Annotated in this window: 19 protein-coding genes and 1 pseudogene; 7 read left to right on the forward strand and 13 right to left on the reverse strand. The window is 68.7% G+C overall.

The genetic code is table 11. The annotated features are described in order from the left end of the window. Positions 1-138 precede the first annotated feature (138 nt). Positions 139-339, reverse strand: a complete 201-nt coding sequence (locus AB0M03_RS35820; RefSeq protein ID WP_363499795.1) for a hypothetical protein — start codon at positions 337-339, stop codon at positions 139-141. 40 nt (positions 340-379) lie between these two features. Beyond that, a complete protein-coding gene (locus AB0M03_RS35825; RefSeq protein WP_363499824.1) occupies positions 380-6,631 on the reverse strand; it encodes a DNRLRE domain-containing protein in 6,252 nt (2,083 codons plus the stop codon). Between the two features lie 812 nt (positions 6,632-7,443). On the opposite strand from AB0M03_RS35825, the gene AB0M03_RS35830 reads away from it, so the two are divergent. The 4 genes from AB0M03_RS35830 to AB0M03_RS35845 all read left to right on the forward strand — a co-directional run bounded on the left by AB0M03_RS35830 (position 7,444) and on the right by AB0M03_RS35845 (position 10,988). After that, complete coding sequence (locus tag AB0M03_RS35830) at positions 7,444-8,655, forward strand: lytic murein transglycosylase (protein ID WP_363499797.1); 1,212 nt, start codon at positions 7,444-7,446, stop codon at positions 8,653-8,655. A 32-nt stretch (positions 8,656-8,687) separates the two neighbouring features. Beyond that, a complete protein-coding gene (locus AB0M03_RS35835) occupies positions 8,688-9,227 on the forward strand; it encodes a winged helix-turn-helix domain-containing protein (RefSeq protein WP_363499799.1) in 540 nt (179 codons plus the stop codon). Then, entirely contained in the window at positions 9,224-9,751 is a 528-nt protein-coding gene (locus AB0M03_RS35840; protein WP_363499826.1) for a transposase, read from the forward strand. Before AB0M03_RS35835 ends, AB0M03_RS35840 begins: the two co-directional genes overlap by 4 nt. 667 nt (positions 9,752-10,418) lie before the next feature. Then, positions 10,419-10,988, forward strand: a complete 570-nt coding sequence (locus AB0M03_RS35845) for a reverse transcriptase domain-containing protein (RefSeq protein ID WP_363499801.1) — start codon at positions 10,419-10,421, stop codon at positions 10,986-10,988. Between the two features lie 20 nt (positions 10,989-11,008). Here AB0M03_RS35845 and AB0M03_RS35850 read toward each other — a convergent pair. Continuing rightward, positions 11,009-12,243, reverse strand: a protein-coding gene (locus AB0M03_RS35850) for an IS3 family transposase (RefSeq protein WP_363499803.1) whose coding sequence is annotated in 2 segments (ribosomal slippage) — positions 11,009-11,910 and positions 11,910-12,243 — 1,236 coding nt in all. Because the reading frame shifts where the segments join, the coding sequence is not laid out codon by codon here. Positions 12,244-12,325: 82 nt separating this feature from the next. Here AB0M03_RS35850 and AB0M03_RS35855 point away from each other — a divergent pair. After that, positions 12,326-13,027: a reverse transcriptase domain-containing protein gene (locus AB0M03_RS35855; protein WP_363499805.1), complete on the forward strand. Its 702-nt coding sequence runs from the start codon at positions 12,326-12,328 to the stop codon at positions 13,025-13,027. Positions 13,028-13,060: 33 nt separating this feature from the next. Here the strand turns inward: AB0M03_RS35855 and AB0M03_RS35860 are convergent, their stop codons facing one another. Continuing rightward, positions 13,061-13,642 carry a transposase gene (locus AB0M03_RS35860; protein ID WP_363499828.1) on the reverse strand — a complete coding sequence of 194 codons (582 nt, stop codon included), beginning with the start codon at positions 13,640-13,642 and terminating at the stop codon, positions 13,061-13,063. 35 nt (positions 13,643-13,677) lie between these two features. After that, positions 13,678-16,260: a tetratricopeptide repeat protein gene (locus AB0M03_RS35865; RefSeq protein ID WP_363499806.1), complete on the reverse strand. Its 2,583-nt coding sequence runs from the start codon at positions 16,258-16,260 to the stop codon at positions 13,678-13,680. Positions 16,261-16,741: 481 nt separating this feature from the next. Between AB0M03_RS35865 and AB0M03_RS35870 the strand changes: the two genes are divergently transcribed. Next, entirely contained in the window at positions 16,742-16,951 is a 210-nt protein-coding gene (locus tag AB0M03_RS35870) for a hypothetical protein (RefSeq protein WP_363499808.1), read from the forward strand. A gap of 98 nt (positions 16,952-17,049) precedes the next feature. On the opposite strand, the gene AB0M03_RS35875 is transcribed toward AB0M03_RS35870, so the two are convergent. Then, on the reverse strand, positions 17,050-17,457 hold the full coding sequence (locus tag AB0M03_RS35875; protein ID WP_363499810.1) for a hypothetical protein: 408 nt from the start codon (positions 17,455-17,457) through the stop codon (positions 17,050-17,052). A gap of 545 nt (positions 17,458-18,002) precedes the next feature. Here AB0M03_RS35875 and AB0M03_RS35880 point away from each other — a divergent pair. After that, the gene (locus tag AB0M03_RS35880; protein WP_363499812.1) at positions 18,003-18,524 is read left to right on the forward strand and encodes a hypothetical protein; all 522 of its coding nucleotides are present in this window, start codon (positions 18,003-18,005) and stop codon (positions 18,522-18,524) included. 69 nt (positions 18,525-18,593) lie between these two features. Here the strand turns inward: AB0M03_RS35880 and AB0M03_RS35885 are convergent, their stop codons facing one another. The 7 genes and pseudogenes from AB0M03_RS35885 to AB0M03_RS35915 form a co-directional block, all read right to left on the reverse strand. Continuing rightward, positions 18,594-19,247 (reverse strand): ATP-binding protein, encoded by a 654-nt coding sequence (locus AB0M03_RS35885; protein ID WP_363499814.1) that lies wholly within the window; start codon positions 19,245-19,247, stop codon positions 18,594-18,596. Beyond that, on the reverse strand, positions 19,156-19,347 hold the full coding sequence (locus AB0M03_RS35890) for a hypothetical protein (RefSeq protein WP_363499816.1): 192 nt from the start codon (positions 19,345-19,347) through the stop codon (positions 19,156-19,158). Before AB0M03_RS35890 ends, AB0M03_RS35885 begins: the two co-directional genes overlap by 92 nt. Next, a complete protein-coding gene (gene istA / locus AB0M03_RS35895; protein ID WP_363499818.1) occupies positions 19,344-20,960 on the reverse strand; it encodes an IS21 family transposase in 1,617 nt (538 codons plus the stop codon). Before istA ends, AB0M03_RS35890 begins: the two co-directional genes overlap by 4 nt. 318 nt (positions 20,961-21,278) lie before the next feature. Continuing rightward, a complete protein-coding gene (locus AB0M03_RS35900) occupies positions 21,279-21,716 on the reverse strand; it encodes a hypothetical protein (protein WP_363499820.1) in 438 nt (145 codons plus the stop codon). A 243-nt stretch (positions 21,717-21,959) separates the two neighbouring features. Then, positions 21,960-22,838 (reverse strand): hypothetical protein, encoded by an 879-nt coding sequence (locus AB0M03_RS35905; RefSeq protein WP_363499822.1) that lies wholly within the window; start codon positions 22,836-22,838, stop codon positions 21,960-21,962. A 36-nt stretch (positions 22,839-22,874) separates the two neighbouring features. Then, complete coding sequence (locus tag AB0M03_RS35910) at positions 22,875-23,387, reverse strand: DUF2199 domain-containing protein (protein ID WP_363499830.1); 513 nt, start codon at positions 23,385-23,387, stop codon at positions 22,875-22,877. Positions 23,388-23,732: 345 nt separating this feature from the next. Further along, positions 23,733-24,047, reverse strand: a pseudogene (locus AB0M03_RS35915) (helicase associated domain-containing protein); the annotation flags it as partial. Positions 24,048-24,294: the final 247 nt, after the last annotated feature.

The raw sequence follows: 24,294 nt of genomic DNA on the forward strand, positions 1-24,294 counted from the left end.
TATTCCCCCGCGTCTTCCCCCACTTCGCCCTCCCGCCCGTCTGCGGTGCGGGGCGGCGCCCGGTGGCCGCCCCGCGCGGCCCGCGCCCGCCCCCCCCCGCCCCCCCCCGGGGCCGTATGTGCCGGGCTCGGCGTCAGATCAGTTTTTCTTCCTCCTGAACGAGAGGGCGAGGGCAGTCGCTGCGACGATTGTCCAGGCGGAGAGGAGGACAAGTCTTACGAGATGCCAGCTGGAGGGCCCGTAGATCTCGTCCAGCAGGAACCAGATCGGGGCGGCGGTGTAGAAAACGAGCGCCGTCCGCGAGGTCACCCTGCGAGGTGCACTCTTCCTATCGCTCATGACCAAGTCCGGTTGTTCGAGGTCCGAGGGCAGAATCCAGTCATCGCCACCACTTTCCGTTCCAGATGGCTCTCGCCTTGCCCCTGCCAAGCTTCCATGCGTTGTTGAGGTGGCCCCAGCCCTCGTGGATTCCTGTCCAGGTTCCCACGGCCGCCCAGGCGCATCCTCCGAAGCCTCCGTGGCTTTGGAAGCAGCCCTGGCGACTGAACCAGCTGGAAGTGTGACTGCGCAAGCCGGACCAGCCCACGCGATTGTAGACGCGGTAGGCCTGGCGGCCGTAGTGCCAGGCGCGCTTTCCGTGGCGGTAGGCCTTGATGGTCCTACCTGCCACACCCAACCACGGGCAGAATGAGAAACAGACGGAACCCACGGAGTACACGAAGCTAACGGTGTTGTTCTTCTCTCGGCAGCTGGAGTACCAGGGGTTCCAGCAACGCTTGCCGTCGAGGTCGAAGTTGTTCAGCGGGTCGGCGTGGACGTAGTCGTAGGCGTTGGCGTTGCCGCCGACCACGGGATCGATGGACAGGAAGCGCCCGGTGGTGGGGTTGTAGAGGCGGACGCCCATGAGGGTGAGGCCGCCGGGGGTCTCGTCGGAGCGCTGCTTGCCGCCGAGCCAACCGTAGCGGGTGGACGGCTGGCCGGTGCGGGGCTGGCCGTACTCGTCGTAGTCGAGGACGACGGGTGCGATGGCGGTGTCCAGCGGGAGCTGGAGGGTGACGTCGCCGTGCAGGTTGGCAAGCTGGAGGACGGTGTTCCCGGTCTTGGTCGTGGTGGCGCCGAGGTTGCCGCTCAGGCCGTCGACGTTGCGGGTGAGGGCGCCGATGGCGTCCTCGGCGATCCACCTGGGGGTGTCACTGTCGTTGTCGTAGTGGTTGGTCTTGGCGCCGGTCTGGGCCCAGGTGCCGGCGTTGTTGGTCTCGGTCGTCCAGGCACGCAGGCGCTGGTGGGAGTCGAGGGCCCAGGTCTGCCGGTTGGTGCCGGTGGTCTGCTGCTGGACGAGGTCGCTGTTGTAGTAGGCGACGGTGCTGCCGGGCAGGGCGGTGGTGCGGCCGAAGGCGTCGTAGGTGTAGCCGGCGTTGACGAGGCGGTCGGCGCTGTCGTAGGTGCTGTTGGTGGTGGTGGCTCCGCTGGTGGTGCAGGCCTGGCCGCGCGGGGCGGTGGCGGTGGCGAGGGACTTGCGGTTGGTGTTGGTGTCGAAGGTGTAGCTGCGGGTGGTGCAGACGGCGTCGGTGGAGGTGTCCTGGACCTGGGTCAGGCGTCCCACCTTGTCGTACGCGAAGGCCTGCGCCGCGGTGACGCCGGGGGTGCCGGTGTGCGTGGCCCACTGGCCGTGGACGGTCTCGGTGACGCCGTCGGACACGACAACGGCGCCGTCACTGTCGCGCGTGTAGGTGCGCGCGGTCGTGGTGCCGGCCGGGTCCTGCTGGTCGGTCATGGTGTAGCCGCCGGGCAGGCCCTGGGTGCTGATGTCGCCGTCGGCGTCATAGCGGGCGGTGAAGGTGCCGGCGACCGAGTCGGTGACCGAGGTGGCGAGACCGCGGGGGTCGACGGTGGTGTCGTAGGTGTAGGTGGTGGTGGACGGGACGCTGTCGGTGACCTTGGTGGGTCGGTTCAGCGCGTCGTACTCGGTGGTGGTCACTCCGCCGTCGGCGTCGGTGTAGGTCATCAGGCGGCCGAGGTCGTCGTACGCCTTGGTGATCGTCCCGCCACCGGTGGAGGTCTCCTGGGTGATCTGGCCGGTGGCGGAATCGTAGGTGACGGTGGTGGCCGGGATCGCCGCGCCCTGCCCGCCGCTGATCGTGGTGGTCACGGGGCGGCCGGCCGCGTCCGGAGTGATGGTGGTGGTGCGGGTGGAGCCGTTCGCGGTCTCGTCGGACTGAATGACCTGCCCGAACATTCCGTACTGGAACGTCTTGATCGGCAGCTGCGACGGGTTGGAACCTCCGCCTGCAATGGCGCCGGCGGGGCCGGTCTGGCAGACCAGGTCTGCCCATTCGGGCCGCCCGGCGCAGGGTCCCGAGCCGGTTGCGGTGTAGAAGCTGGTTGTCGTGGTTCCGGCGTCGGAGCCGTTGGACGCGGGGAGGGCGGTTGAGGTCGCGCGGCCCTGGTTGTCGTAGCCGGTGACGGTGGTAAGTCCCAGGCCGCCGGCGTCCTGGATCTTCTGCGTGGGTGCGCCAAGCGCCCAGTCGTAGACGGTCTTGTCGGTGCGGGTCTCGGTGAAAACATCCGGCCAGGCGTGGAGGGCGCCGCCGGTGACGGTGGTGGTGACCTGGTCCTTGATCTTGGCGCTGCCGTCGGTGGGACGGCCCTCGTCGTAGGTCTTCACCGTGCGGCTGCGCGCGGTGACCTGGCTACCGGCCACGGCGACGGTGGTGGTGCCGGACTTGGCGTCGGCCGCGAGGGTAATGCGGTGCAGCGGGCCCATGGACTCGGTCTCGCGCTGGCCGTCCGCACTGAAGGTGCTGCCGCTGGAGAGCAGGCGGGCACGGTCGGCGGAGGGCAGGGTGTTGATGCCGAGGTCGGCCAGCTGCGCGGTGAGGGCGGCGTTGCCGCCGAGGGCGAGCTCGCGGTTGCCGGCGGTCAGGGTGCGGACCTGGTTGCCGTACTTGTCGTACTCGGTGGTGGTGATGCGGTGGCCGGGGGCGACGTCGTTGACCTGGTTGCCGGAGGCGTTGAGGTAGTTGATGTCGGCCCGGGTGTAGTCGCCAGTGTTCAGGTCGGCGCCGTTGTTCGATGCCGGGATCTGGTCGGCCGGGAAGACCGCGGTGGCGTCGGTGGGCATGTCGGTCTGGCCCCAGGTCGCGCCCGCGGTGGCGGACAGGTTCTCGGGGGCCGTGCTGCCGGTGACCGGGACGCCGTAGACGATGCTGGTGGTGGCGGTGCCGTCGACGGTGCTCTTGGTACCCGATGCCAGGGTGTTGGTCCACACCTTGGTCAGCATGCCCTCGCCCGCGGCCGGGTTGGAGGCGATGTTGCCGTAGGCCATGTGATGGCCGCCGCTGATGCCCGGGGGCAGGACGGCGTATAGGGCGCCGTCCGAGGCGCCGCCGACGACGTAGGAGTACTGCGTCTTCGCGGTGGTGCCCGTGCGCGGGTCCCAGGTCTGGCGCAGGCGGCCGGCGGTGTCGTAGCGGTAGGTGGCCACGTCGGTGGCGGTGGAGTTGGCGGCGCCGGGGGCGGTGGCCCACAGCTTGATGGTGCTGACCTGACCCGCGTAGTCGCCGAAGTCGCTGTCGTTGGTGTCGCCGGTCGCCGTGGTGGCGGTGGCGTAGACGAACTGCAGGACACGGCAGCCCTTGACCGTCACGTCGGCAGCGCAGGCAGCCGTGGTGGCCGCGGAGGTGGGGGCGATGACGTACTTGGGGCGAGCCAGGGTCTTGCCGTCCACCACGGTTTTCTCGGAGATCGTGGTGGTCGTGGTGTTCGCCAGGCCGTCCAGCAGGCTGGAGGTGACCGTCCAGGTGGTCGCTGCCGGGTCGACCTTGGAGAAGGTTGTTACTGCGCCCTCGGCACTGGAGAGCGTGAAGTCACCTGAGACGAACGAGCCCGTGAGGGTGAGGTCCTCGCTGCCCGGCTCGGGTACCCAGCCGGTGCCGGAGGCATTGGCCGTGAATGCGATGGTGGAGCCGTCGCTGGTGACGACGCTCAGCGAGGTGTTGGACGTTTTCTGGATCTCGGTGTAGTCGGAGTCGGCTACATCGGAGGAGATGCCGGAGGTCCAGTTCGGGCCGAAGACCGGTGCCTGGCCGTCCTGGTTCGCGGCGGCCTTCGGGTCGCGGGAGGAGGCGGTGCGGCCCACGCTCATGCCGAACAGGTTGACGTCGGTGGCGGAGACGGTGAGGTCGCCGGTGAGGAGGTTGAGCGAGCCCGGGCCGACGTTCTGGGTGGCGGCGCCGTCGGCCTTGCGGTCAACGACCACCTTGATCGGCTCGGAGGAGACCGCGGCGCTGTTCGGGCCGGTGAAGTCGGCGCGGACCTGCACGGTGCCGTCCGGGTTGACGGTGGAGGTGGCGTTCCAGGTCAGGGCCGGGCTCTTCCCGGAGCTCAGGTCGATCGGCCAGGTGACCGCGTTGCCGCCGTTGGTGACATCCCCGGCCGGGATGGTGGTCCAGGCATCCGCGTCGGAGCGGCGCCAGGAGAAGGTGACATGGTCGTACTTGCTGCCGTCGGCCTCGGCGACCAGCGGGACGCGGGCGGCGGTGCGGGTGCCGTCGTTCGGGGCGGTGACGCCGCCGGCGCCGACCTGGAAGGTGTAGGAGACCGGCTCGGACTTGTTCTCGGCCTTGTCGACCGCCCGGACCTGCAGGGTGTTGGTGCCGGCCTTGGCCGGGGTGACGGTCAGGTTCACCGGGGCGGTCGAGCCGCCGGTGGCGACCTTGGTCCAGGTGGCGCCGTCGAGGGTCCACTCCAGCGCGTTCTGGTCACCGCTCGGCGGGGTCACCGTGAATACACCGGACTGGCCGGCGCCCTTGACCCACTGCCCGGTGGGGTAGTCCGTCGAGGACACGGCGCCCGGCGCGGAGGGGGCGGCAGTGTCGACGGTGAAGTATGCCCACGGGGACCAGGTGGTGTTGTAGTGGGTGCCGTCGTAGGGGGAGGTGCGGAACTTGTAGGTCTTGCCGTTGGCCAGCAGCCCGGACGGAACCGTGACGGAGGCCGGCTGCCCGGAGGGGACAAACGGCGAGACGAGTGGGTTGCCGACCTGGGTGCCGGTGGCGTTGTCGAAGATCTGGAACGTGCCGTCGACCTTGTCGTTGTTCGGGTCGACGAAGGTGTCCCGCAGCGTCGGCGTGGTCGAGTTGACCCACCAGATGCCGTCGGTGTCCTTGTAGAATGGCGAGCCGGCCTGCTGGTCGGTGCCGGTGCGCGGCCGGTAGTTGTACGTCACCGTCAGCTTCGGCACATTCGTGGCGGCGTTGGCGGAGTTCACCTCCTTCCAGTACTTCGTCGACACCTCGTCCGGCGCCCGCAGGCCCATGCCCGAGGTGGTGTTCTTCGCCGACGTCCAGGTCTGCACCAGGTTGGTGACGTCCGCATTGATCCAGCCGTCCGCCTGGCAGCCGGTGCGGCCGGCTGTCTGCGTGGAGGTCGCCTTCTTGGAGAACCAGGTCGGCTGCGCAGTCCACCGGGAGGCGGTGGAGGCCAGCGAGGTGTCGTACACGTCCCAGGCGTAGCCGGCGCAGTCGCTGTTGCCGGAGTGGAAGTTCCACAGGGAGACGGTGGCGCTGGTGATCAGCGCGTCGGCGATCGGGCCGGTGTTCCAGTTGATGAACGCCCGGGCCTCGCGGGAGGAGCCGTCGGCGTTCTTGGTGCCGGGGTTGCCCCAGTACAGCTCGGTGTCGCCGGACCAGTCGACGGTCTCGCCCTTCTGCACCCGGGTGTCGAGGACGTTGCCGAGGGCGGTGGTGGACGGGTCGATGGTGACCGGGTACTGGGTCTTCGGGTCCGCGAGGAACTTCGCGTCCGGGGTGAAGACCAGGTCGATGCCGTCGCCGTGCTGAACGACCTTCAGGTCGACCTTGGCCCGGTTCGGGTGCTCGCTCGACCCGTCGATCGAGGTCGCGTCCCACATCACCGGCGCCGGCAGGACCGCCTTCTTCTCACCGGACTTCTTGTCCGTGAACAGCACACTGCCGTCCGCCTGCTGCTCGGCCTTCAGGCCCTTCGCCTTCAGCGGCATGGTGTAGGAGAAGCCGGCGACCGTGGGGCGCTGCTTGAGGACGGTGTACTGCTCGAAGCCGGTGCGGGTCGCCTCCACGACCAGGTCGGCGGCGCCGTCGGCGATCGCATCCTGGTAGGTGGCCTTCGTGCCGTCCAGGAGGGGCTTGGGCAGGCCGCCCTTCCACTGCAGCTCGACCTGCTGCTCGCCCTCGCCGAGGACGACCAGGGTGCGGGCCTGCTCCTTGCCCTCCTGCGCCTGCTGCAGGGACTTGGCGCGGGTGCCGCCGGCACCGGCCATCTTCAGGCCGCGCGGGTGCGCCTTCGACGCGACCGTGCCGTCGATCGCGGCCTCAAGGCCGAGGTCGACATCAACCCACCGGCCGTCCTTCTGGTAGCGGACCGGGCCGGCGAACAGCTCGCTGGTCAGCGAGCCGTCCTTGTTCACCCACGTCGTCGACGTCTCCGTCCGCTCCGACAACGCTTCCACCCGCTGACCCGACAAACGGGCCGCGATCCGTGCCGACGGGATGTCAGCCGCGGCCGCGGGTGCCGGGGCTGCCGGCTTCGGGGACTTGTTAGCTGCTGCGGCGGCGAACGCGGACTCAGACCCGGCCAGCAGCGACACCGCCACCGCCAAGGCCAGCGACCCGCTGACCGCCCGGAGACTGGCAGGCGACCTTCGCCTGCCGACCCGGTAGGTAGATGCACTCATTACAACTCCTTGACTCACCCTTGGCTAAGGGTGACGACGGAGCATAAGCGGACCACCGGATTCCGAATCTCCCTCAAACCGGACAACCTGCGCCATACAAGCAGCTGAAGAAGTCGATCGTTATCGAGGTTCACGGGAGCTTCACAAGTCTTCCGGAGTCGCCGAACGGCCTGGCGCGGCTTCGAGTGAACCACCAAGCCGCATTCAAGATCGAAAGAAGGCCTGACGAGCGATAGATTGAATCTTTGGCGAACTATCTGACCGGTAATCATATTGAGAGCTCACTGGTCGAACTGTCGTGCCGTTAGCTCCAGGTGTCGCAGCGTCGGCGACCCTGAAGCTGTCGGATCCCGTCTATGGTCGACTAGGGGCGACCCTCAAAAATAGGGCAAACCATCTCAATCGGTGCAGCTTTGCCTGGCGCCTCCTGCGGCTTCAGTTGTGCCACCCGCGCCGCCCGGTGAAGCGCAACCGGAACTCGCACTATCACGCCAACGAAAGGCGCCCGCGGCCATGGAAATATGAATCGTTATCCACGGTTACCTAGTGCAGCCAGCCGGGGCGTGATCGCGCCCATTGTCCGGTTCGTTCAGCGACTGTCTGTGGCTGTCCCGGAAGTATTCGTCATCGATCTGTTACTGCGCACCATGCGCGGCCTAGCCAATGGAATGATCTTGATTTGCGCGGAATAACGTCTCCTGGTTCCCCACTGCCCGGTCCAGGAGTCACGCGTGCCCCTTCGTTTCGCCGTATGCCACAGAGCAGCACGCGCGGCAACGCAGACGGCTGCGGTGCTGGCAGCAGCGCTCGCAGCCTCGGCTCCGATACCGATACCGATACCGGTACCGACATCCGACGCACCCCTATCCGCCGACATCATCCGCGGCAACGACCGGCCCCAGCAGGCCGACTCGGGCTTTCCGCTGTACCCGGCACAACCGGCGCCGACCCCGCCCCCCGGCGCCGCAGCGGCAACAGACGGCCCGGTACCCATCCCCGGCACTGTCCTGACCTCCTACCAGAAGGCAGAGCAGCGCCTGCTCCTCGAAAACCCGGCCTGCCACCTGACATGGCCGGTCCTGGCCGGCATCGGCCAAGTGGAGTCAGGACACGCCCGCAACGGTGCGGTGACGACCGACGGCACCACCATCAAGCCCATCCTCGGACCCGTTCTCAACGGCAACGGATTCGCCGCCATCGCCGACACCGACCAAGGCCGCACAGACGGCAGCCCCGCATGGGACCGCGCCATCGGACCAATGCAGTTCATCCCATCCACCTGGGCCCGATGGGGCGCCGACGGCAACAGCGACGGCCGCAACGACCCGAACAACGTCTTCGACGCCGCGCTGGCGGCCGGCCGCTACCTGTGCGCCGACCACCACAACCTCGCCACGCCCGACGACCTCGACCGAGCCATCCTCAGCTACAACCACTCAAACGAGTACCTGGCCACGGTCCGCTCCTGGATCAACCGCTACACCAACGGCACCGCACCGGCACCGGGCAACAACAGCCTATGGACAGCACCGGTGATCCAACTCCAGCCGACCAGGCCGGACCTCCCAGCGCCGAACCCCGTCCACCCCCGCCCCACCGCAACTGCGCCCCGCAGCCCGCGGCCCACCGCAACCACCACACCCCCAACCACACCCGCACCCCGACCAACCCCTGCTCCACCAAACGCCACTGCGCCAGCCTCCCCGCCGAGCACCGACGCACCATGCCCCGCACCGGCCACCTCCGCGACCCCGGCCCCCAGCACCTCACCCTCAGCCAGCCCCACGGCTGCGCCCACACCGGATGCCACGCATGCGACACCCGGCACACCGACTCCCAGCAACACGGCCGAACCGCCACCGCCCACACCGTGCTCGCAAACACCGGCCGACCTGTTGGCACCTACTGAACTTGATCGGGTGATGTCGGAGCCGTTCGCCTGACGTTGGCTGGTCCGTTCCGGTAGCCCTGGATCGTGAGATACGCACAGGGCGGCGGACTGACCGACGCCGGGAGGGCCGCGAGGGAGTGGGTCCGGCTGCAGGCCGTGGATCGCTTCGAGGCCGGGCAGGGGAATCGGGAGATCGCTGCCGCGTTGCGGGTCAGTGAGCGGTCGGTGGAGCGGTGGCGCCGGCGGTGGCGCGAGCGCGGCGAAGCGGGGGTCCTATCGAAGGGATCGCCTGGGCGGCCGAGGCTCAGCGAAGCGCAGATCGCTAGGCTGGAACGGGAGTTGGAGCGCGGGCCGCTGGCTCACGGCTGGGCGGACCAGCGGTGGACGCTGGCGCGGATCAAGACGCTGATCGGTCGGCTGTTCCACGTGAGCTACACGGTGGAGGGCGCCTGGAGGCTGTTGAAGCGGCATGGCTGGTCCTGGCAGCAGCCGGCCCGGCGGGCGATCGAGCGTGACGACCGGGCGGTCGAGGTCTGGAGGAAGGAGACCTGGCCGCTGGTAAAAGCACCGCGGCGGAGCGCGACGCCTGGGTGGTCTTCGAGGACGAAGCCGGGCAGTCGATGACACCGCCGCGCGCGAGGAGCTGGGGCCGCAAGGGCTGCACGCCGGTGGTCCGGGTGCGCGGCCGGGGCTCGGGCCGGGTGTCCCTGGCCGGGCTGACCTGCTACAAGCCGGGGAAGCGGTCCCGGATGTTCTACTCGGTGCGCGAGTATCGGGGCCGCAAGGGCGAGCCCAAGGGCATCGGCTGGCAAGACCTGCGGGACCTGCTGGTCAGGGCGCACATCCAGCTCGGCGGCCCGATCGTGCTCGTCTGGGACAACCTGCGCATGCACCTGGTCGAACCGATGCGACAGTTCATCGCCGACCACGCAGAGTGGCTCACCGTCTTCCAACTGCCGAGTTACTCGCCGGACTTGAACCCACAGGAGGGTATCTGGTCGTTGGTCAAGCGCGACGTCGGCAACCTCGCCGCAGCCGACCTCGGCCAGATCACCCGTGCCGTCAAGCGCAGGCTCAAGCAGATCCAGTACCGTCCGGACCTGGTCGACGGATGCCTCGCCGGCACGGGCCTCATCCTCGACGGCTGACCGACATCACGAATTCAAGTTCAGTGGCGAGTAGGACTCGCTTCCGCAGGAGCGCGAAGCTGGCACGGCCGTACATCTGGCGCTTGGTGTGTCCTGACCGCAGAGAGGAGTCGTCGTGTAGGCCGACTTCATGACGCGATGCTGCACGGAAGATGAAGGAACTTGGCCCTTCGGAGCCGCCCGGCGGAGGGAGGCTCCAAACCGCCTCATGCTGCGTTGGCTGAAGACCGTCGTGGTGAGCAATGAGGAAAAGGCGCCCCTGAGGCGTCAGGTGGGGACCGGGAAGACGAACGCGAGTGAATCGTTGCTGACGTGTCGAAACAGATTCAGACGACATCAAAACCGGGGTGTCAAGCGGATCCCGGGAAGAGCCTGGCGGACGTTCCGCTTTCTGGCCAGGCGGTGTCCGGCATGTAGACGACGTGAGCCCGGTCTGCGGCTTCCGTGCGGAACAGGAGAAGGCGTGCCCGGACACTCCCTGCGTCGCAGCAGGGGAGAGGGAGCATCCCAAGCGGAGACCCCGCAAGGGACTGAGTACCGTCGCCGGGCACGCCGGCGGACCGGCTCGTAGTAGCGGTGAAGTCCCTGTAATGGGGGCGGAGCGAAGGGGCCGGGTTGTCCGTGGCTGGTTTGTTCGATCAACCGGAAGCTCTCCGGGAGGAGTCGCGTGAACGAGCTGAAAGCACCTGACAAGCCGTTCGAGATCTCGAAGCGGGCTGTCTGGGAGGCGTGGGAGAAGGTCAAGGCGAACAAGGGTGCACCTGGTGTGGACGGGCAGACGATCGCAGCGTTCGAGGCCGATCTGAGGAACAACCTCTACAAGATCTGGAATCGGATGTCCTCGGGGTCGTACTTCCCGCCGCCGGTGCGCGCGGTGGAGATCGAGAGGGCACGGGGCGAAGGCACCAGGGTTCTGGGTGTCCCGTCCGTGGCCGACCGGATCGCGCAGACGGTCGTGGCCCAGGAGCTGGAGAAGAAGATCGAAGCGATCTTCCATCCCGACTCCTACGGCTATCGGCCCGGGCGGTCCGCGCTCGACGCGGTGACGGCTTGCAGGCAGCGGTGCTGGAAGACCGACTGGGTGATCGATCTGGACATCCGGAAGTTCTTCGACACTGTGCCGTGGGACTTGGTCGTCAAGGCGGTCGAGGCCAACACCGATCTGCCGTGGGTGGTGCTGTATGTCAAGCGGTGGTTGAGAGCCCCGCTGGTGCTGCCCGGGCCTTGTCCCCGATGAGTGGACACCTGTTCGTGTCGTTATGCGGCGAGCGTCATGGTAGCCCGCTGTCGTTCGTAGATGTTCGGTGCCTTCTGTCCGAGGCGGGAGTGGCGTCGCCGGGTGTTGTAACGGGTGGCCCAGCGGAACACCGCCCGGCGGCAGGCCTCGACGCCCCGGAAACGGCGGGCGCCTTGCAGGGTCTCGCGTTTGAGTGCGGCGTTGAAGCTCTCCGCGAGGGCGTTGTCGGCGCTGGTGCCGACCGCTCCCATGGAGCGGACGACGCCGAGGCGGCTGCAGAGGTCGGCGAACTGTCGGGACCCGTATTGGGCCCCGTGGTCGCTGTGGAACACCGCGCCAGCCAGGCTGCCGCGGGTCGCCGCGGCTGCTTTCAGGGCGTCGGTGACCAGGTCTGCGCGCATGTGCTCGGCGAGGGACCAGCCGACCAGACGCCGGGAGAAGCAGTCGATCACGGTGGCCAGGTAGAGGAAGTCGCCGTCCCCGACCGGGAGATACGTGATGTCGCCGACGTACTTTGTGTTCGGTGCGGTGGCGGTGAAGTCACGGCCGAGGAGGTCCGGCACCGGCGCCCGGGACGGCTCCGGGATCGTGGTCACGTGCCGTTTGCGCAGCCGGAGTCCGGCGATGTTGAACTTGCGCATCACCCGGCCGACCCGCTTGTGGTTCACCTCCAGGCCTGCCTCGCGCAGCTCGGCGGTGATCCGGGGGCGGCCCCAGGTTCCGTCCCATTCGGCGTGCACGGCCCGGATCCGTTCGGCCAGCCGGGTGTCGGCCTGTTCTCGCGCTTTCCTCGCGGCCCGGCCGGCCCGCCACTTGTAGAAGCTGGAGCGGGCCACCTCCAGGATCTGGCACAACCGCTTCACGCCGTAGGCGCTGTGGTGGTCCTCAATGAACTGGCAGCGGGTCACCAGGTCATCTCGGAGGCGAAAAACTTCGTCGCCTTCCGAAGGATGTCCCGCTCCGTGGCCAGCTTCTCGTTCTCCTTGCGCACCTGGGCCAGTTCCTTGCGCAAGGCCTCGTTCTCCGCTCGCAGTTCGTCGGAGGTCGGCGCGGGTCCCGTCTTCTTGTCGTTCATGTTCCTGCTCGTCGTGCTGGCCGGCCCCCGGCGGGCCTGCCCGGCTTGCACCCAGCTCCGCAGCGTCCCCCGCGCGACCCCCAGATCCCTGCCCACTCCCTCGAAGGTATGGCTCGGATCCGACAGGTACAGCGCGACAGCGTCAGCCTTGAACTGCGGCGAGTATACCTTCATCACCATAAGAGATTCCTCCTACCCGGCCCCTACCAGCACCGGGATCGAAGGTGTCCACCACTCGGGGACAGGCCCCCCCGACGGCTCGTTGCAGAGCCGAGAACGGGGAACCCCGCAGGGTTCCGCGGTCTCGCCCGTCCTCGCGAATCTGTTCCTGCACTATGCGTTCGATACCTGGCTGGCCCGGACTTTTCCCGGCGTCGCCTTCGAGCGCTATGTGGACGACGCGGTGATTCACTGCGTCAGCGAGGCGCAGGCACGTCAGGTGCTCGCGGCCCTCACGGACAGGATGCGCGAGGTGGGGCTGGAGCTGCATCCGGACAAGACCAGGATTGTGTACTGCAAGGACAGCAACCGGCGCGGCTCCCACGAGCACACCGAGTTCACGTTCCTCGGGTTCACCTTCCGGGCGCGTCAGGTGCGGCTGAAGACCGGGAAGATGTTCACCGGCTTCAATCCGGCGATCAGCAACGACGCCTTGAAGAGGCTCAGTGGAAGGGTGCGCTCGTGGCAGATGCACCTGCACACCGAGGTTTCCGAAGCGGACCTCGCACGAATGATCAACCCGGTCGTGCGGGGTTGGATGAACTACTACGGCGCGTTCTACAGATCCGCGCTGTATCCCCTCCTGGGGCGCATCAACGCCTACCTGATGCGCTGGATCCGCAAGAAGTACAAGCGGCTGCGAGGACGCAAGAAGGCCCAGGAAGCCTGGGACAAGGCCGTCAAGAGTCGGCCCCGGTTCTTCGCGCACTGGGTATGGGTGCCCAGCGTCCCCGTCGTCTGGTGACCAGGGCGACAAGAGCCGTATAACGAGAGATTGTTACGTACGGTTCTGTGAGGGCCGGGGGCTGCGATGCCCCCGGCTACTCGACATCATTTTGATCCGGTTGACGTGGCCTTCCACGACGCCGGAGCTCCACGGCAGTGTCAGGCCTGCGGTTACGGCGGCCAGATCGCGTTCGAGGCCGTTGGCGAAGGTGTGGAGGCTGGGCAGGTCGTCGGCGCGGACTCCCCTGATCCACTGCGGGAGCCGGTCGCCCTGGAGTTCGGTGATCATCCTCCCGAACGTCCGAACATGACTGGCGAGCGCGTCCAGTTCAGGGCAGTGCGCGAGCACTGACTTCAGCTTGCGTCGCTCGCTCTCCAGCAGGGCGTCCGGGTGGGTCAGGATCCACCCGGCGACGGTCCGCGTCGATGGTGGTCGGGCTGCCGGTGCGGTCGGGATGGTGCGATACGGCTGGAGGTAGGCGCGGACGGCTCCGTAGCCGCCGCTGTAACCATGCGTCTTGATCTCTTCCCAGAGAGTCCAGGCGTTCGTGCAGCCCTCGGCCCATCGCTCGTGCAGGTAGGGCTTGAAGTCGTCGAGCTTGGTCTTGCGGTTCTGCCACTGCCCCTGGAACAGGTCTTCCGCCCCTAACTCGCGTCGGGCCGGGTCGGTTACTCGTCGGCCTTCCCCAGTGCTTCCTCGGCTTCAGTGCCGGCGCCGGCCCGCCGGTAGGCCGCCGCCGAGGCCTCGCGCACGACCCGGACCTCATCGGTCGGGCGTCCGGCCGCCCGCAGGGTGTCGGCGAGTTCGCCCAGCGCCTCACCCTCGCGATACGCGTCGTCCAGCTCGCGGAACACGGCCACAGCACGCTCACCGGCCGCCACCGCCTGCTCGTACGCTTCAGTGCCCCGCCATGCGGTGCCGAGGTTGTTCCACGCGATGCCTTCGCCGAGGCGGTCACCGAGGTCCTGGTGGATGTCGAGGGCGTGTTGGTGGGCCTCGAGAGCCTTGTCGAAGCGGCCCAGCTCCTTGAGGACGGCACCGAGGTTGTTCCACGCGATGGCTTCGCGGTGGCGGTCGCCGAGGTCCTGTTGGATGTCAAGGGCGTGCTGATGGGCCTCGAGAGCCTTGTCGAAGCGGCCCAGCTCTGTGAGGGCATTGCCGAGGTTGTTCCACGCCATGGCTTCGCCGCCGCGGTCGCCGAGGTCGCGGCAGATATCGAGGGCGTGCTGATGGGCCTCGAGGGCGTCGTTGAAGCGGCGCAGCTCCTTGAGGACGGCGCCGAGATTGTTCCACGCCATGGCTTCGCCATGGCGTGCGCCGAGGTCCTGATGGATGTCGAGGGCGTGCTGATGAGCGTTGAGGGCGTCGTTGAAGCGGCGCAGATCCCTGAGGACGGTGCCGAGGTTGTTCCACGCCGTGCCTTCGCCGTGGCGGTCGCCGAGGTCGCGGCAGATATCGAGGGCGTGTTGGTGGGCGTCGAGGGCCTTGTCGAAGCGGCGCAGCTCCGCGAGCGCGGTGCCGAGGTTGCTCCACGTCATGCCTTCGCGGTGGCGGTCGCCGAGGGAGGTGGCCGTGTCGTGGGCGAGGGTGGCGACGGCCAAGGCGTCCTGCAGGTACCGGCGTGAACGCAGGTAGTCCCCCAGGAAGTGCGCCAGGCTCATGGTGACCTCGCGGTGGCCGGTGTCGTGCGCGGTGTGGACGGCGGCAATGAGATTGGCGCGTTCGGCGTCCAGCCAGGCCATTGCTGCGCCCCGGTCGGGGAAGCGTTTTCTGTCCCCGCCCGCGGCGGGGTCGAGGCGGGCGTCGGCGGCCCGCGTGGTGCGGGTGTAGTAGTCGAAGAGGCGGGTCAGGGCTTTGGCGCTGTGCTGGGGATTTAGCTCGGCTTGTTCGGTGGCGTAGGCGCGGACGAGGTCGTGCATCCGCCAGCGGCCAGTGTCGGGGTCCTGCCGGATCAAGCTCGCCTTGGAGAGGGCGACGAGCCGGGTCCGGACATCCTTGAGCTTGGTGATGCCGGTGGCCGCGGCGGCGGTGTCGGTGGACAGGTCAGGGCCGGGGTTGAGGGCGAGGAGGCGGAACAGCTCGGCGTGGGTGGGAGTGAGGCGCTTGTAGGAGCGTTCCAGGACGGTGCGTACCGCGCGCTGGCCGTCTTCGAGTAGGTCGAGCCGGTCTCCGAGGACCTCGAGATCGGCGGCGAGGCGGGCCGGTTTGAGGGCGCGGTCGGCGGCGAGCTGGGCGGCGGCGATCTGCAGGGCGAGCGGCAAATACTCGCACAGCTCGGCGACCCTCGCCGTCCCGTCCGGGTCGGCCTCGACCCTGCCGTCCTTGGGCAGGACCAGGCGCAGCGCGGTACCCATGAGTTCGACCGCCCGGTCGGGGGCGAGGACGTCGAGATCGACCAACCGCGCACTGAGCGCGGCGGCGAAGTCGTCGCGGGAAGTCACCAGCAGCCGATGCGGACCATCCGGCGGGACGAGCGGGTGCACCTGACCGGCGGTGGACGCATTGTCCGCGAGGACCAGAACCCGTTCGCCGTGGTGGGCGCGGGCGTCGAGCTGGGTCCGGTAGAGGGCTGCGCGCTGGTCGGCATCGGGCGGGATCTGCTCGGGATCGGTGCCCAGGGCGCGCAGCGCGGTGTCAAGGGCGTGAGCGGCGTCAGTGGGGGCGTCGTCGTAGCCGTGCAGGTCCAGGAACAGCACATCGGTGAACAGGCCCCGCTTGAGAGCGGCGTGGCCGGCGGCCAGGGCCAGGGTGGTCTTGCCCATCCCGCCCATCCCCAGCACCGACGCCACCACCACCGCCTGCCCCAGCTCGGCCGCGCCGGTCCCAGTACCGGAGTCTGCCGCCGGAGCGAGGAAGCCGAGCAGTTCCTCCAGGTCCTCCTCCCGGCCGGTGAACCCGGGCGGGAGGGCCGGAGGAGGAGCAAGAGGCTTCAGCCCCCAGCCAGTTACCCCCGCCGCTGGCCTCGGTTCCACGCCCGGATCCGCCCCGGGGCCTTCGGAGACTGGGGCCTCGGCAGGGCCGGTCCTGGCTCTTTTGCTGGCACTGTCGAATTCATCGACCTTTTCGACCAGATCACCATGCATTCTGCGCCAGTGACGAATGTCCCCAAGTGGTTCTTCGAGAGGGAATCCTTCTGCCTCGGAATGCGCTGTGCAGCCGTTGTGGAAGGCGGACACCTTGTCCCATGAGGGGACCCGGAAGAATCCGTTCTTGCCCTCGAGGAGCTCGCTGATGACGCTGGTGTTCAGCACGGACCCGGCCGCCTTGACCAGCTGAGGCCCAGTGGGGTTGCCGGCCCTCGCCTGGAGCCGCTTCAACTCCCGCGCAAACTTGCACAGAGCGTCCTGCGCCTGTGGGCTGTGTCCTGGCGCCATCAAGGCCCCCCGCCTGTCCATCTCCCGTACCGCCGGCCCGTGTGCGAGTCCCGCACGGCGGCGGACCGGGGTGTCCTCCCATGTCCGCGGATCCGGCGGCTGCCTGTGGCGGTCTCCGGCGATGGCCCTCGCGGGCGGTGCCGGTGGCCGGGCGCGCGGTCCGCGGTTGTCCGCACCGGTCCGTGATCGTCCGCCGGACCGGTGCTTCACCCTAGCGTTCACCTGCGCGGATGCGGGGCGTTTCCGGGATGATCCGGGCCCGTCCGCAGATCGACTCCAGGCCTTTCTCGGCCGGGATCGTGGTGGTCAAGCCGGCCGGCTGACCCGCACTCACCACGACCCGCCAGGGGAGGACCTGATGTCCCACAAGAAGCAGCACACCCGCAGCGAGAAGACCCCGCGTACCGCGATGGTCCCCGTACAGCCGGCCACACCCCACCAGACCCCAGCCCCGGAGACGCCCGCCGACGACCACCTCACCGGGCAGATCGCCCGCGGTGCCGCCTCCGGAGCCGTCCGCTCCGTCACCGACTGGCTCATCGAGCAGATCACCGAGCACCTCGGCTGACCACCTCCTCGGGGCTGGTGCCCGACCCGGCCACCAGCCCCGAGGAGGGCCCGGGCGAGCACATTCTCCCTAGTCGCGGTCTTGTTCGGTCCGGCTGGTCAGTGCACCGTGCCGGTCAGTTTCTGGGCGCCGACGAACTCGCCGAGATAGGGCGCGCAGTTCGACCTCGGGTAGGCGTCCGGGATCGCGGCAGCGACATCCCGAAGCACCGTCAGGTGGGTCTGGGTCTTGCTGCCGAGTGCCTTCAGCTGGGCCGCGGTGCCCCGGACCTCGTCCGCGAGGGCCGGGGCATGTTCCAGGCAGTGGGCCGCGAGCTTGGCGAAGGCCTCGTCGTAGGCGGTGGCGGGCTCGGTGGTGGCGCCCGCTGCCTGGTCGAGGGCGCGTAGCTCCTGGGCAGGGGAGCCGGTGGCCGAGGGGCCGGGGGAGGCAGGGCTGCCGCTGCTGCACCCGGCCAGCAGAAGAGCGGTGGCCAGGGTGGCGAGCGCGGATCGCTGAAGGATCGTCATATCGACTGACGTTAGCCCTGGTTGAAGATCGATGGCCAGGTATGCGCCGTATACCGCGCACCCAGGTGGGCCCGCCCACTTCTGGACGCCGCCATCCGCTACCACCAGCACCGCAGACGCCCAGGCCTCCGCCTGCTCACCGACACCGAACCCGCGCTGACATCGCTGCTCCAGGCCGCCGAACACTGCCGCCTACGACCTCCGCAAGACCCCTCCGGCCTGATGATCGGCGTTTGGTTTTCACTGGGGTTCGGCGTGGTTGTTCACCGGCCCGGGGTGACGTGTTGTGGCTGGCGGGCTGTTTCGGGGCGGGGGTGGTGAACGATGGCGCCGGGTCTGTGGTGAACCGTTCCGCTGTATTGCGGTGAAAAGCTGACGCCGATCGTTATCACGTGTCGACGGTCAGCGAATTCCCCAGGTCAAACGCCAAACAATTCCCCACCAGCTCGATGCCTCGGGCCGCAGGCGGGAGGTGCACCGCGTTGACGCCTGACCGCCCTGATATCCGGTCGACGGGCCGGACCTCGTAGCCCTACTCTCGCGCGGTGACGAACAACGTGGAGACTGGCGAAGACTTCCGCGCTCTGCTCCGGTGCCTCAGCCAGCGCTTCGAGGGCCTCGGCGCCGATGCGCCGGAGATCGACGACATCCTGTTCCGCTGGGCTGGCGTCCTTCCTGAACAGGCTCCGGAGCCCGGCTGGCCAGGCCTGGCCGACCAGTTGCTCTGTGCGCTGGACGCGCCGTCGGCCGGGCTCGCCGAGCCCGCGCCCCTTGGAGACGAGCCGCCGGTCGCTTCGCCTGGAGAGCTACGAGTCCTGCTGCTGGCCCTGGCCGCCGACTTCGCCCGCAACCGCGCCTGGACGGCAGACCGGCTGGCCCGAGGACTGTGGGCCGGTGACGGCGGCGGCTGGGCGAGCGGCTCGATGGCCCAGTTCCTGGAGTCGTGGGAGTCGTGGCTCGGTGCCATGCTCGGCAGGCCACCAGCGTTCCCGGGCGTCCCACCGATCGAACCGGTGACCTGGGCCTCTGTGGCCTGGCAGCTCGGTGCGGCCCGCGTCTATGAGTGAAGCCACCCAGCCGGCCTGATCAGTGCGGCTGGTCAACCTGATCAGACCGGCCAAGCCCGGTCGGACGGATCACTTGTCGGTGGGGTTCCGGGGCCGCTTGTTCGGCCGATAGCTGGGTCCGTTCATGATGACCTGGTGGCTGGTGTTGATCAGCCGGTCCAGCAATGACTCGGCGACGACGGGGTTGGGGAAGAGGGGATACCAGTCGCTGGGGGCCCGGCTGCTGGTGATGATCAGCGAGCGCCCCTGCCGCTCGGAGACCAGTTCGTAGAGGTCGTCGGCCTGGGCGGCGCTCAGCTGGCGCCTCGCGAAGTCGTCCAGGATCAGGACATCGGGTCGGATCAGCTCGCGCATCCGCTTGTCCCAGGTGCGGTCCGCGTGGCCGCCGGCCAGCTCGGCCAGGACCCGGCTGGTCTTCGTGAAGCGGACGTTCGCGCCCTGCCGGACGGCGAGGTGACCGAGGGCCTGGGCGACGTGTGTCTTTCCGACCCCGACCGGCCCGAACAAGATCACCGACTCGCCGGCATGAAGCCAGCGCAGGGCGGCCAGGTCGCGGATCTGGGCCGCGGGCAGCTTCGGTGAAGCGGTGAAGTCGAACTCCTCCAGAGTGACCTGCTGCTCGAACTTCGCCTTATGGAGGCGCCCGTTGGAAGGCGACCGTCTCGCGGCGGGTGATCTCGTCCTGGCAGAGGACCTGCAGGAAGTCCAGGTGGCCGAGTTCACTGCCGTGGGCCTGGATCAGCCGCGCGTCCAGGGTCTCCAGCATCCCGGACAGCCGAAGCGCCTTCAGCGACTCGCGCAGGGCGGTGTCCATCACGCTCATCGAGCGGCCTCCTCGGCGTTATCGCGGCCCGGGGTGCCCTCGGGCTCGCCGGAGATCTGGGAGGGGATGCTCGCGGCGAACAGGCCCTCGGGGCCGTGGAGGAAGGCTGCCGCCCCGGCGTCACCGGTCTCCGGTTCGGGGTCGGTCTCGGTGCCCGCGATCAGGATGCCCTTGATGGTGCGGTAGGAGGGGTCGCCGACCGCGATGGCCTTGGTGCAGGCCGCCTCAAGCCGCTGGTCGCCGTACTTCTTCCGCAGCCCGAGGATCCCCTGGGCCGCGCGGAGCCGGTAGAGCGCGTTGACCTCCAGCAGCTGGTCGATCACCTCCCGGCAGGCGTCCCCGACCTCGGAGGACTGGCTGCGGCACCAGATCGGCGTCTTCATCTGGAAGGCGATCTTCTCCGGCGGGTAGTCGTTCTTGTCCGTGCGTTTGCCCTGTTCAAGTGCGGCGTGGGTCTTGACCAGCTCACCCTCGTGGAAGACCTGGACCATGGTGGCGGTGGAGCGGACGTCGACCTTGCGGCCGATCAGCTTCCAGGGGACCGAGTAGAGGGTGCGGCCGACCTTGATGTGGATGTCCGGGCCGACTGCGGCGGGGGACCAGCGGGCCAGCACGAACGGCTTGTCCGGCAACGGCAGCAGGGCCTTGGCCTCCACCGCCTCGAACACCGACAGCGGACTCGCGCCGCCCAGCGGTCGGCACTGCCTGCGGCCGGCGATCCCGCTCGACCACGTCAGGGCCTCAGCCTGCATCTGCTCGACCGAGGTGAACTCCCGCCCGCTCCAGAACGAGTCGCGGACATAGGGCATCGGCCGCTCGACCCGCGGCTTGTCCTTCGGCTTCGCTGCCCGGGCCGGGTCGACCAGGGCGCCGTAGTAGGTCGCGAGCTCGGCATACGACTTGTTGATCTTCGGATCGTAGAGGTCCGGCCGGTCCACCGCCGTGCGCAGGTTGTCCGGCACCAACCGCTGCGGGACACCGCCGAAGAATCGGAACGCTTCGACGTGGGCCTGGGTCCAGGCGTTCTGGTCCATGTGGACCACCGGGCGGACGAACATGTGCCGCGAGCAGGGCAGCACCATCACGAACGCCCAGATCCGGTGCCGCTTGCCGGTCGACGGATTGATCCACTGTCCCAGGAAGCCGTAGTCGATCTGGGCCTCCGAGCCCGGCTCGACGTCGTCCCGCAGCACCGTCACCTTCGACCGAGCCGACTCGTCCGGGAGGTTCTCCGTCACCCACCGGCGGAACGTCGACAACGACACCGCCAACTTCCCCTCGTCTCTGAGGCGTTGATGGATCGTCGTCACCGTGGTCGTTTCCAGCAGCCCCTTGACCAGGTCGCGGTGCGGCTCGATCTCCGCCCACGTGACCTGGTTCAGCCGGCGCCGGGCCAGCTCCGGGAACCAGCTCTTGATCAGCTTGCCCCAGTCCGCCTCGCTCATGGGCGGCCCACCCGGGGCCATCCCGGACGCCTCCGCCGGCGCCAGATACTTCCTGATGGTCTTGCGGTCCACCCCCAACGAGGCCGCGAGCTGGTTCTTCGACCGGCCCGCGTACCAGTGGACGTAGATCTCGACGATGTCGACCACGGTGAACGTTCTCCTTGCCATCCAGAGTGTCCGTCGACCTCTCGGCCTGTCGGTCGAGGGACGGTGACGACTCCGAGACGGTCAGGACCCTCAACCCGGCTCGGGGATGCCCAAGGGGAACCTGAACGATTCGGATGGAACGATCACTCGCAGGTCAAACCACCTGATCTGGGGTATTCCAGGCTTCCGCCGTGGTCAAGTTCCCCCTGGGGACTCGTGACCGCGACCCTGGCCCATTCCGTGACCACGAAGCCTCAGAAGTGGGGGAAATCGCTGACCGTTCACATCACGAGCCCGGTGTTTGGTTCTGCTGTCTGACTGCGGGACAGGAGCGGGTTGTCAGGTGGTCCAGCAGTACAGGCGGTCGTCGTGGCCGTGGGCGCTGCGCGCCAGATCGGCGAGGGACTGAAGGATCTCCTCGGCGATCTCCTGGTCGATCGCTTCGCCTTCCGAGGCCCGGTGTTCCACCCACAGCTGGCTGGTCCGGACGAGCCGGGAACGATCGGTGCGGGTGAGTGCTTCCTGAAGCGTGCGGGAGGCGGCGAGGACGACAGGCCCCTGGCCGTCATCAAGATCGGCGACGGTCTCGGGCTCGCCGTCATCGAGGAGGTTGTCGAGGCTCCGGCCGGTCAGGAGGCTCTCCCATTCGATCAGGGCTTCCTCAGGATCGAAGTTGCCCCACGTCCGTGACTCGAAGATCCCGCCGGGGCCGCGTTCGACGACTGCGGCCGCGGCTTCGTGGCCGGGGGCGGTGAAGAACGTGATGATGACGCTCACCGGGGCATGGTTGCCTGTTCGGCAGGCATTCGTCTACCCGGCATCTCGTGCAGGACCCGGTCGGTGAACACCCCGGGCCGAAGCCCAGGCCGATGGCGGGGCGACGGTTCCCCATCTGACGCACGTGACCACCGAGGCGGCGCGCCCGCAGGCCGGCCCCGGCCAGTAGCTCAGGAAACCGCACAGCGCGGGCCGGTCACCACCGAGATGGCGACCGGCCCGTACTGTGCGGCTATGACCAGCTCAGGCGGTACGTTCCGCACCGTAGGAGCCGTGCTCCAGTCGGTACCTCTGCGGGTCGGTGCCATCCGCCTCGATGTGGGCGGTCAGCCGTGACCTCACCGGCTCGGGCAGGTCCCGCCCGTGCGTCTTGGTCCATTCGAAGGTGCAGAACAGCTCGGCGGCGCCGTCCAGCTGGGCCGGGGTGGGTGGGCGGTCCGCGAGTGCGGCCAGGACGAGATCGGGCGCCTCGGCGAGGAGCTGGTCGAGCACCGCCATGTCGAACCACATCGACCCACCACTGGGCTCCCGGGACCGCACACCAGCCCAGGCCAGCAGGAGGAGGATGCGCTCGGCAGCCTCGGGGTAGCGCTCCCGGGTCAGTGCGGCGAGCTGCGCCTTGGCCTCGCCCAGGTCGTCCGAATAGACGGCCACCTCGGCGGCGGCCTCGGCCAGCCCAGGCGGAGCGGCCCGGATCCAGCGCATACGGCGCTGCTCCTGCTTCTCCTGCTCGACGGCCAGCTGCGCCTGCGCCTCGCGCGACCCGGTCAGCCCGCGCTCCGCCAGCCACTCGGTGAGCGCCGGGCCGTCCTGCAGATCGGCGTCGCAGTCGCCCAGACCCCGTAGCCCGGTCTGGTGGTGGAGGGTCCAGTCGGCGATCCGCCGCCCGAACCGGCCGTACACCTGGATGGTCGGCCACCCCGGGCAAAGGCATCGGTCGCCCGTCCCGCCGTCCACCACGGCGAGCACCCGGGCGAGGTCGGCGATGTCATCGCCGGTCACCACCGTCCGCGCCCGCTCCGGAGCATCCGCTTCCTGGGGCGCCGCGTCGACGATCACCACACGCTTCGCCCGGCCCAGCACCCTCCGCAGACGTGCGGTCGTCGGTGCTCCCTCGTCCATCCTCATGGTCCCCCTCGCTCGGTCAGCCCCGCGAGGTTACCGATCACCGGCAAAGGAGCCCAGCAGCATTTCCGCGAACTCGTGCACCCGGGCCATGGTGATGCCCTCGCGCTGCTCGACCGCCAGCGGGTGGTCGGTGGGCTCCAGCTCGATCAGGGGGCGGGAGCCCACGGACTGGGTGTGGACGTGGGTCTTCAGGAGCAGGGTCGGCTCCGGGTAGGGCAGTTCGGTGGTGAGCCAGCCGAAGTAGGGCGGCTCCTGCTCGCGGGCGGGGTTGTCCCAGAGCTGCTGCATCCGGTCGAAGTTGGCCGCACTGAGCGAGACCCACACACCCCAGGAGAAGGTCTCCTCGGCGTCGAGCACAGGCAGCTCGATCAACCCGCGCACGTAGAAGTGCTCACCCTTGACCACGCACAGGTCTTCTGTCAGCAGACAGTCCCGGCGCAACGCGTACCGCCGCTTCCAGACCGGTGGGGCAACCGGGGCGTACGACATCGGCGGGCCTTCGTGCTGCTCGCCGCAGCAGGTGCAGTGGTGCTCGTGGTGCATGGGCGGTGAGCCTACGCGCCGACCGCCGGGAGAACGGACCGGGGGCGTGGAAGCAGGGCCCAGGAGAGTCCGGCGGCGCCGACCAAGCCCGCCGCCTCGGCGAGCCTGGTCACGCATCTCGGAGGCCCACCGAGACCGATCGATCACCGGATGAGCCGACGACGGGCTCGCCCACGGCAGCGACGGCCTCGGAGCAGCACCAAACCGTCCTACAGCCACATCGACCTTCCAGCCCGTGCAGTTCATCCAGCCCAATATGCCCGCCCCTCGCACTGCAGGATCGGCCGCCACCACCCTCTGATCCCATCGAGCATGCTCACCAGGCGACACCGAGGCTTCCAATTGTCCGAGCTGCTCCGCGGTGAGCTTGTCACGCCGAGCCCGAGTGTTGTTGACCCAGGTGCCCAACGACAGCCCCTCCTCCGTCTTGTAGGTGCGTGGTACCCGGGCACGGCCCTCCCGCTCACCGAACCGCGCCAGCGCCGCCGGGCCCTGCGCGAAGCGGTCCGCGCGGGACGTCTTCGCCTCCGCTGCGGTCTTCGCGGCGACCAGCTCGATGCCGATCGCTGCGAGCAGGCCCTGCCGGTCGCGCTCCAGCCGGGGGAAGCCGGCGCGCTGCGCCACGACCCAGCGGCCGAGCTGCTCTCCTTCGAACACCATCTCTTCGGGCAGCTGCGCCCAGTCCACGCGCGGCCGTCCGACTCCAGCCGCCACGACCTGGCCACGCTGTAGGTACGCTGCCTCCTCCAACACGGCCTGCCGCTCGGGCACCAGTGCCCCCGCTTCGCCCGCCGGCACCCGACGGCGGCCCCGGTCACGTCCGCCGGAGTGGTGTATCGACGGCCACTCGGTGATCCGGTTTCAGGCTAGGCGGTAAGGGCTGTCGTGATGGTCTCGTCGGGGGTTT

Origin of the sequence: Kitasatospora sp. NPDC051914 (assembly GCF_040680995.1) — a bacterium.
GTDB lineage: Bacteria > Actinomycetota > Actinomycetes > Streptomycetales > Streptomycetaceae > Kitasatospora.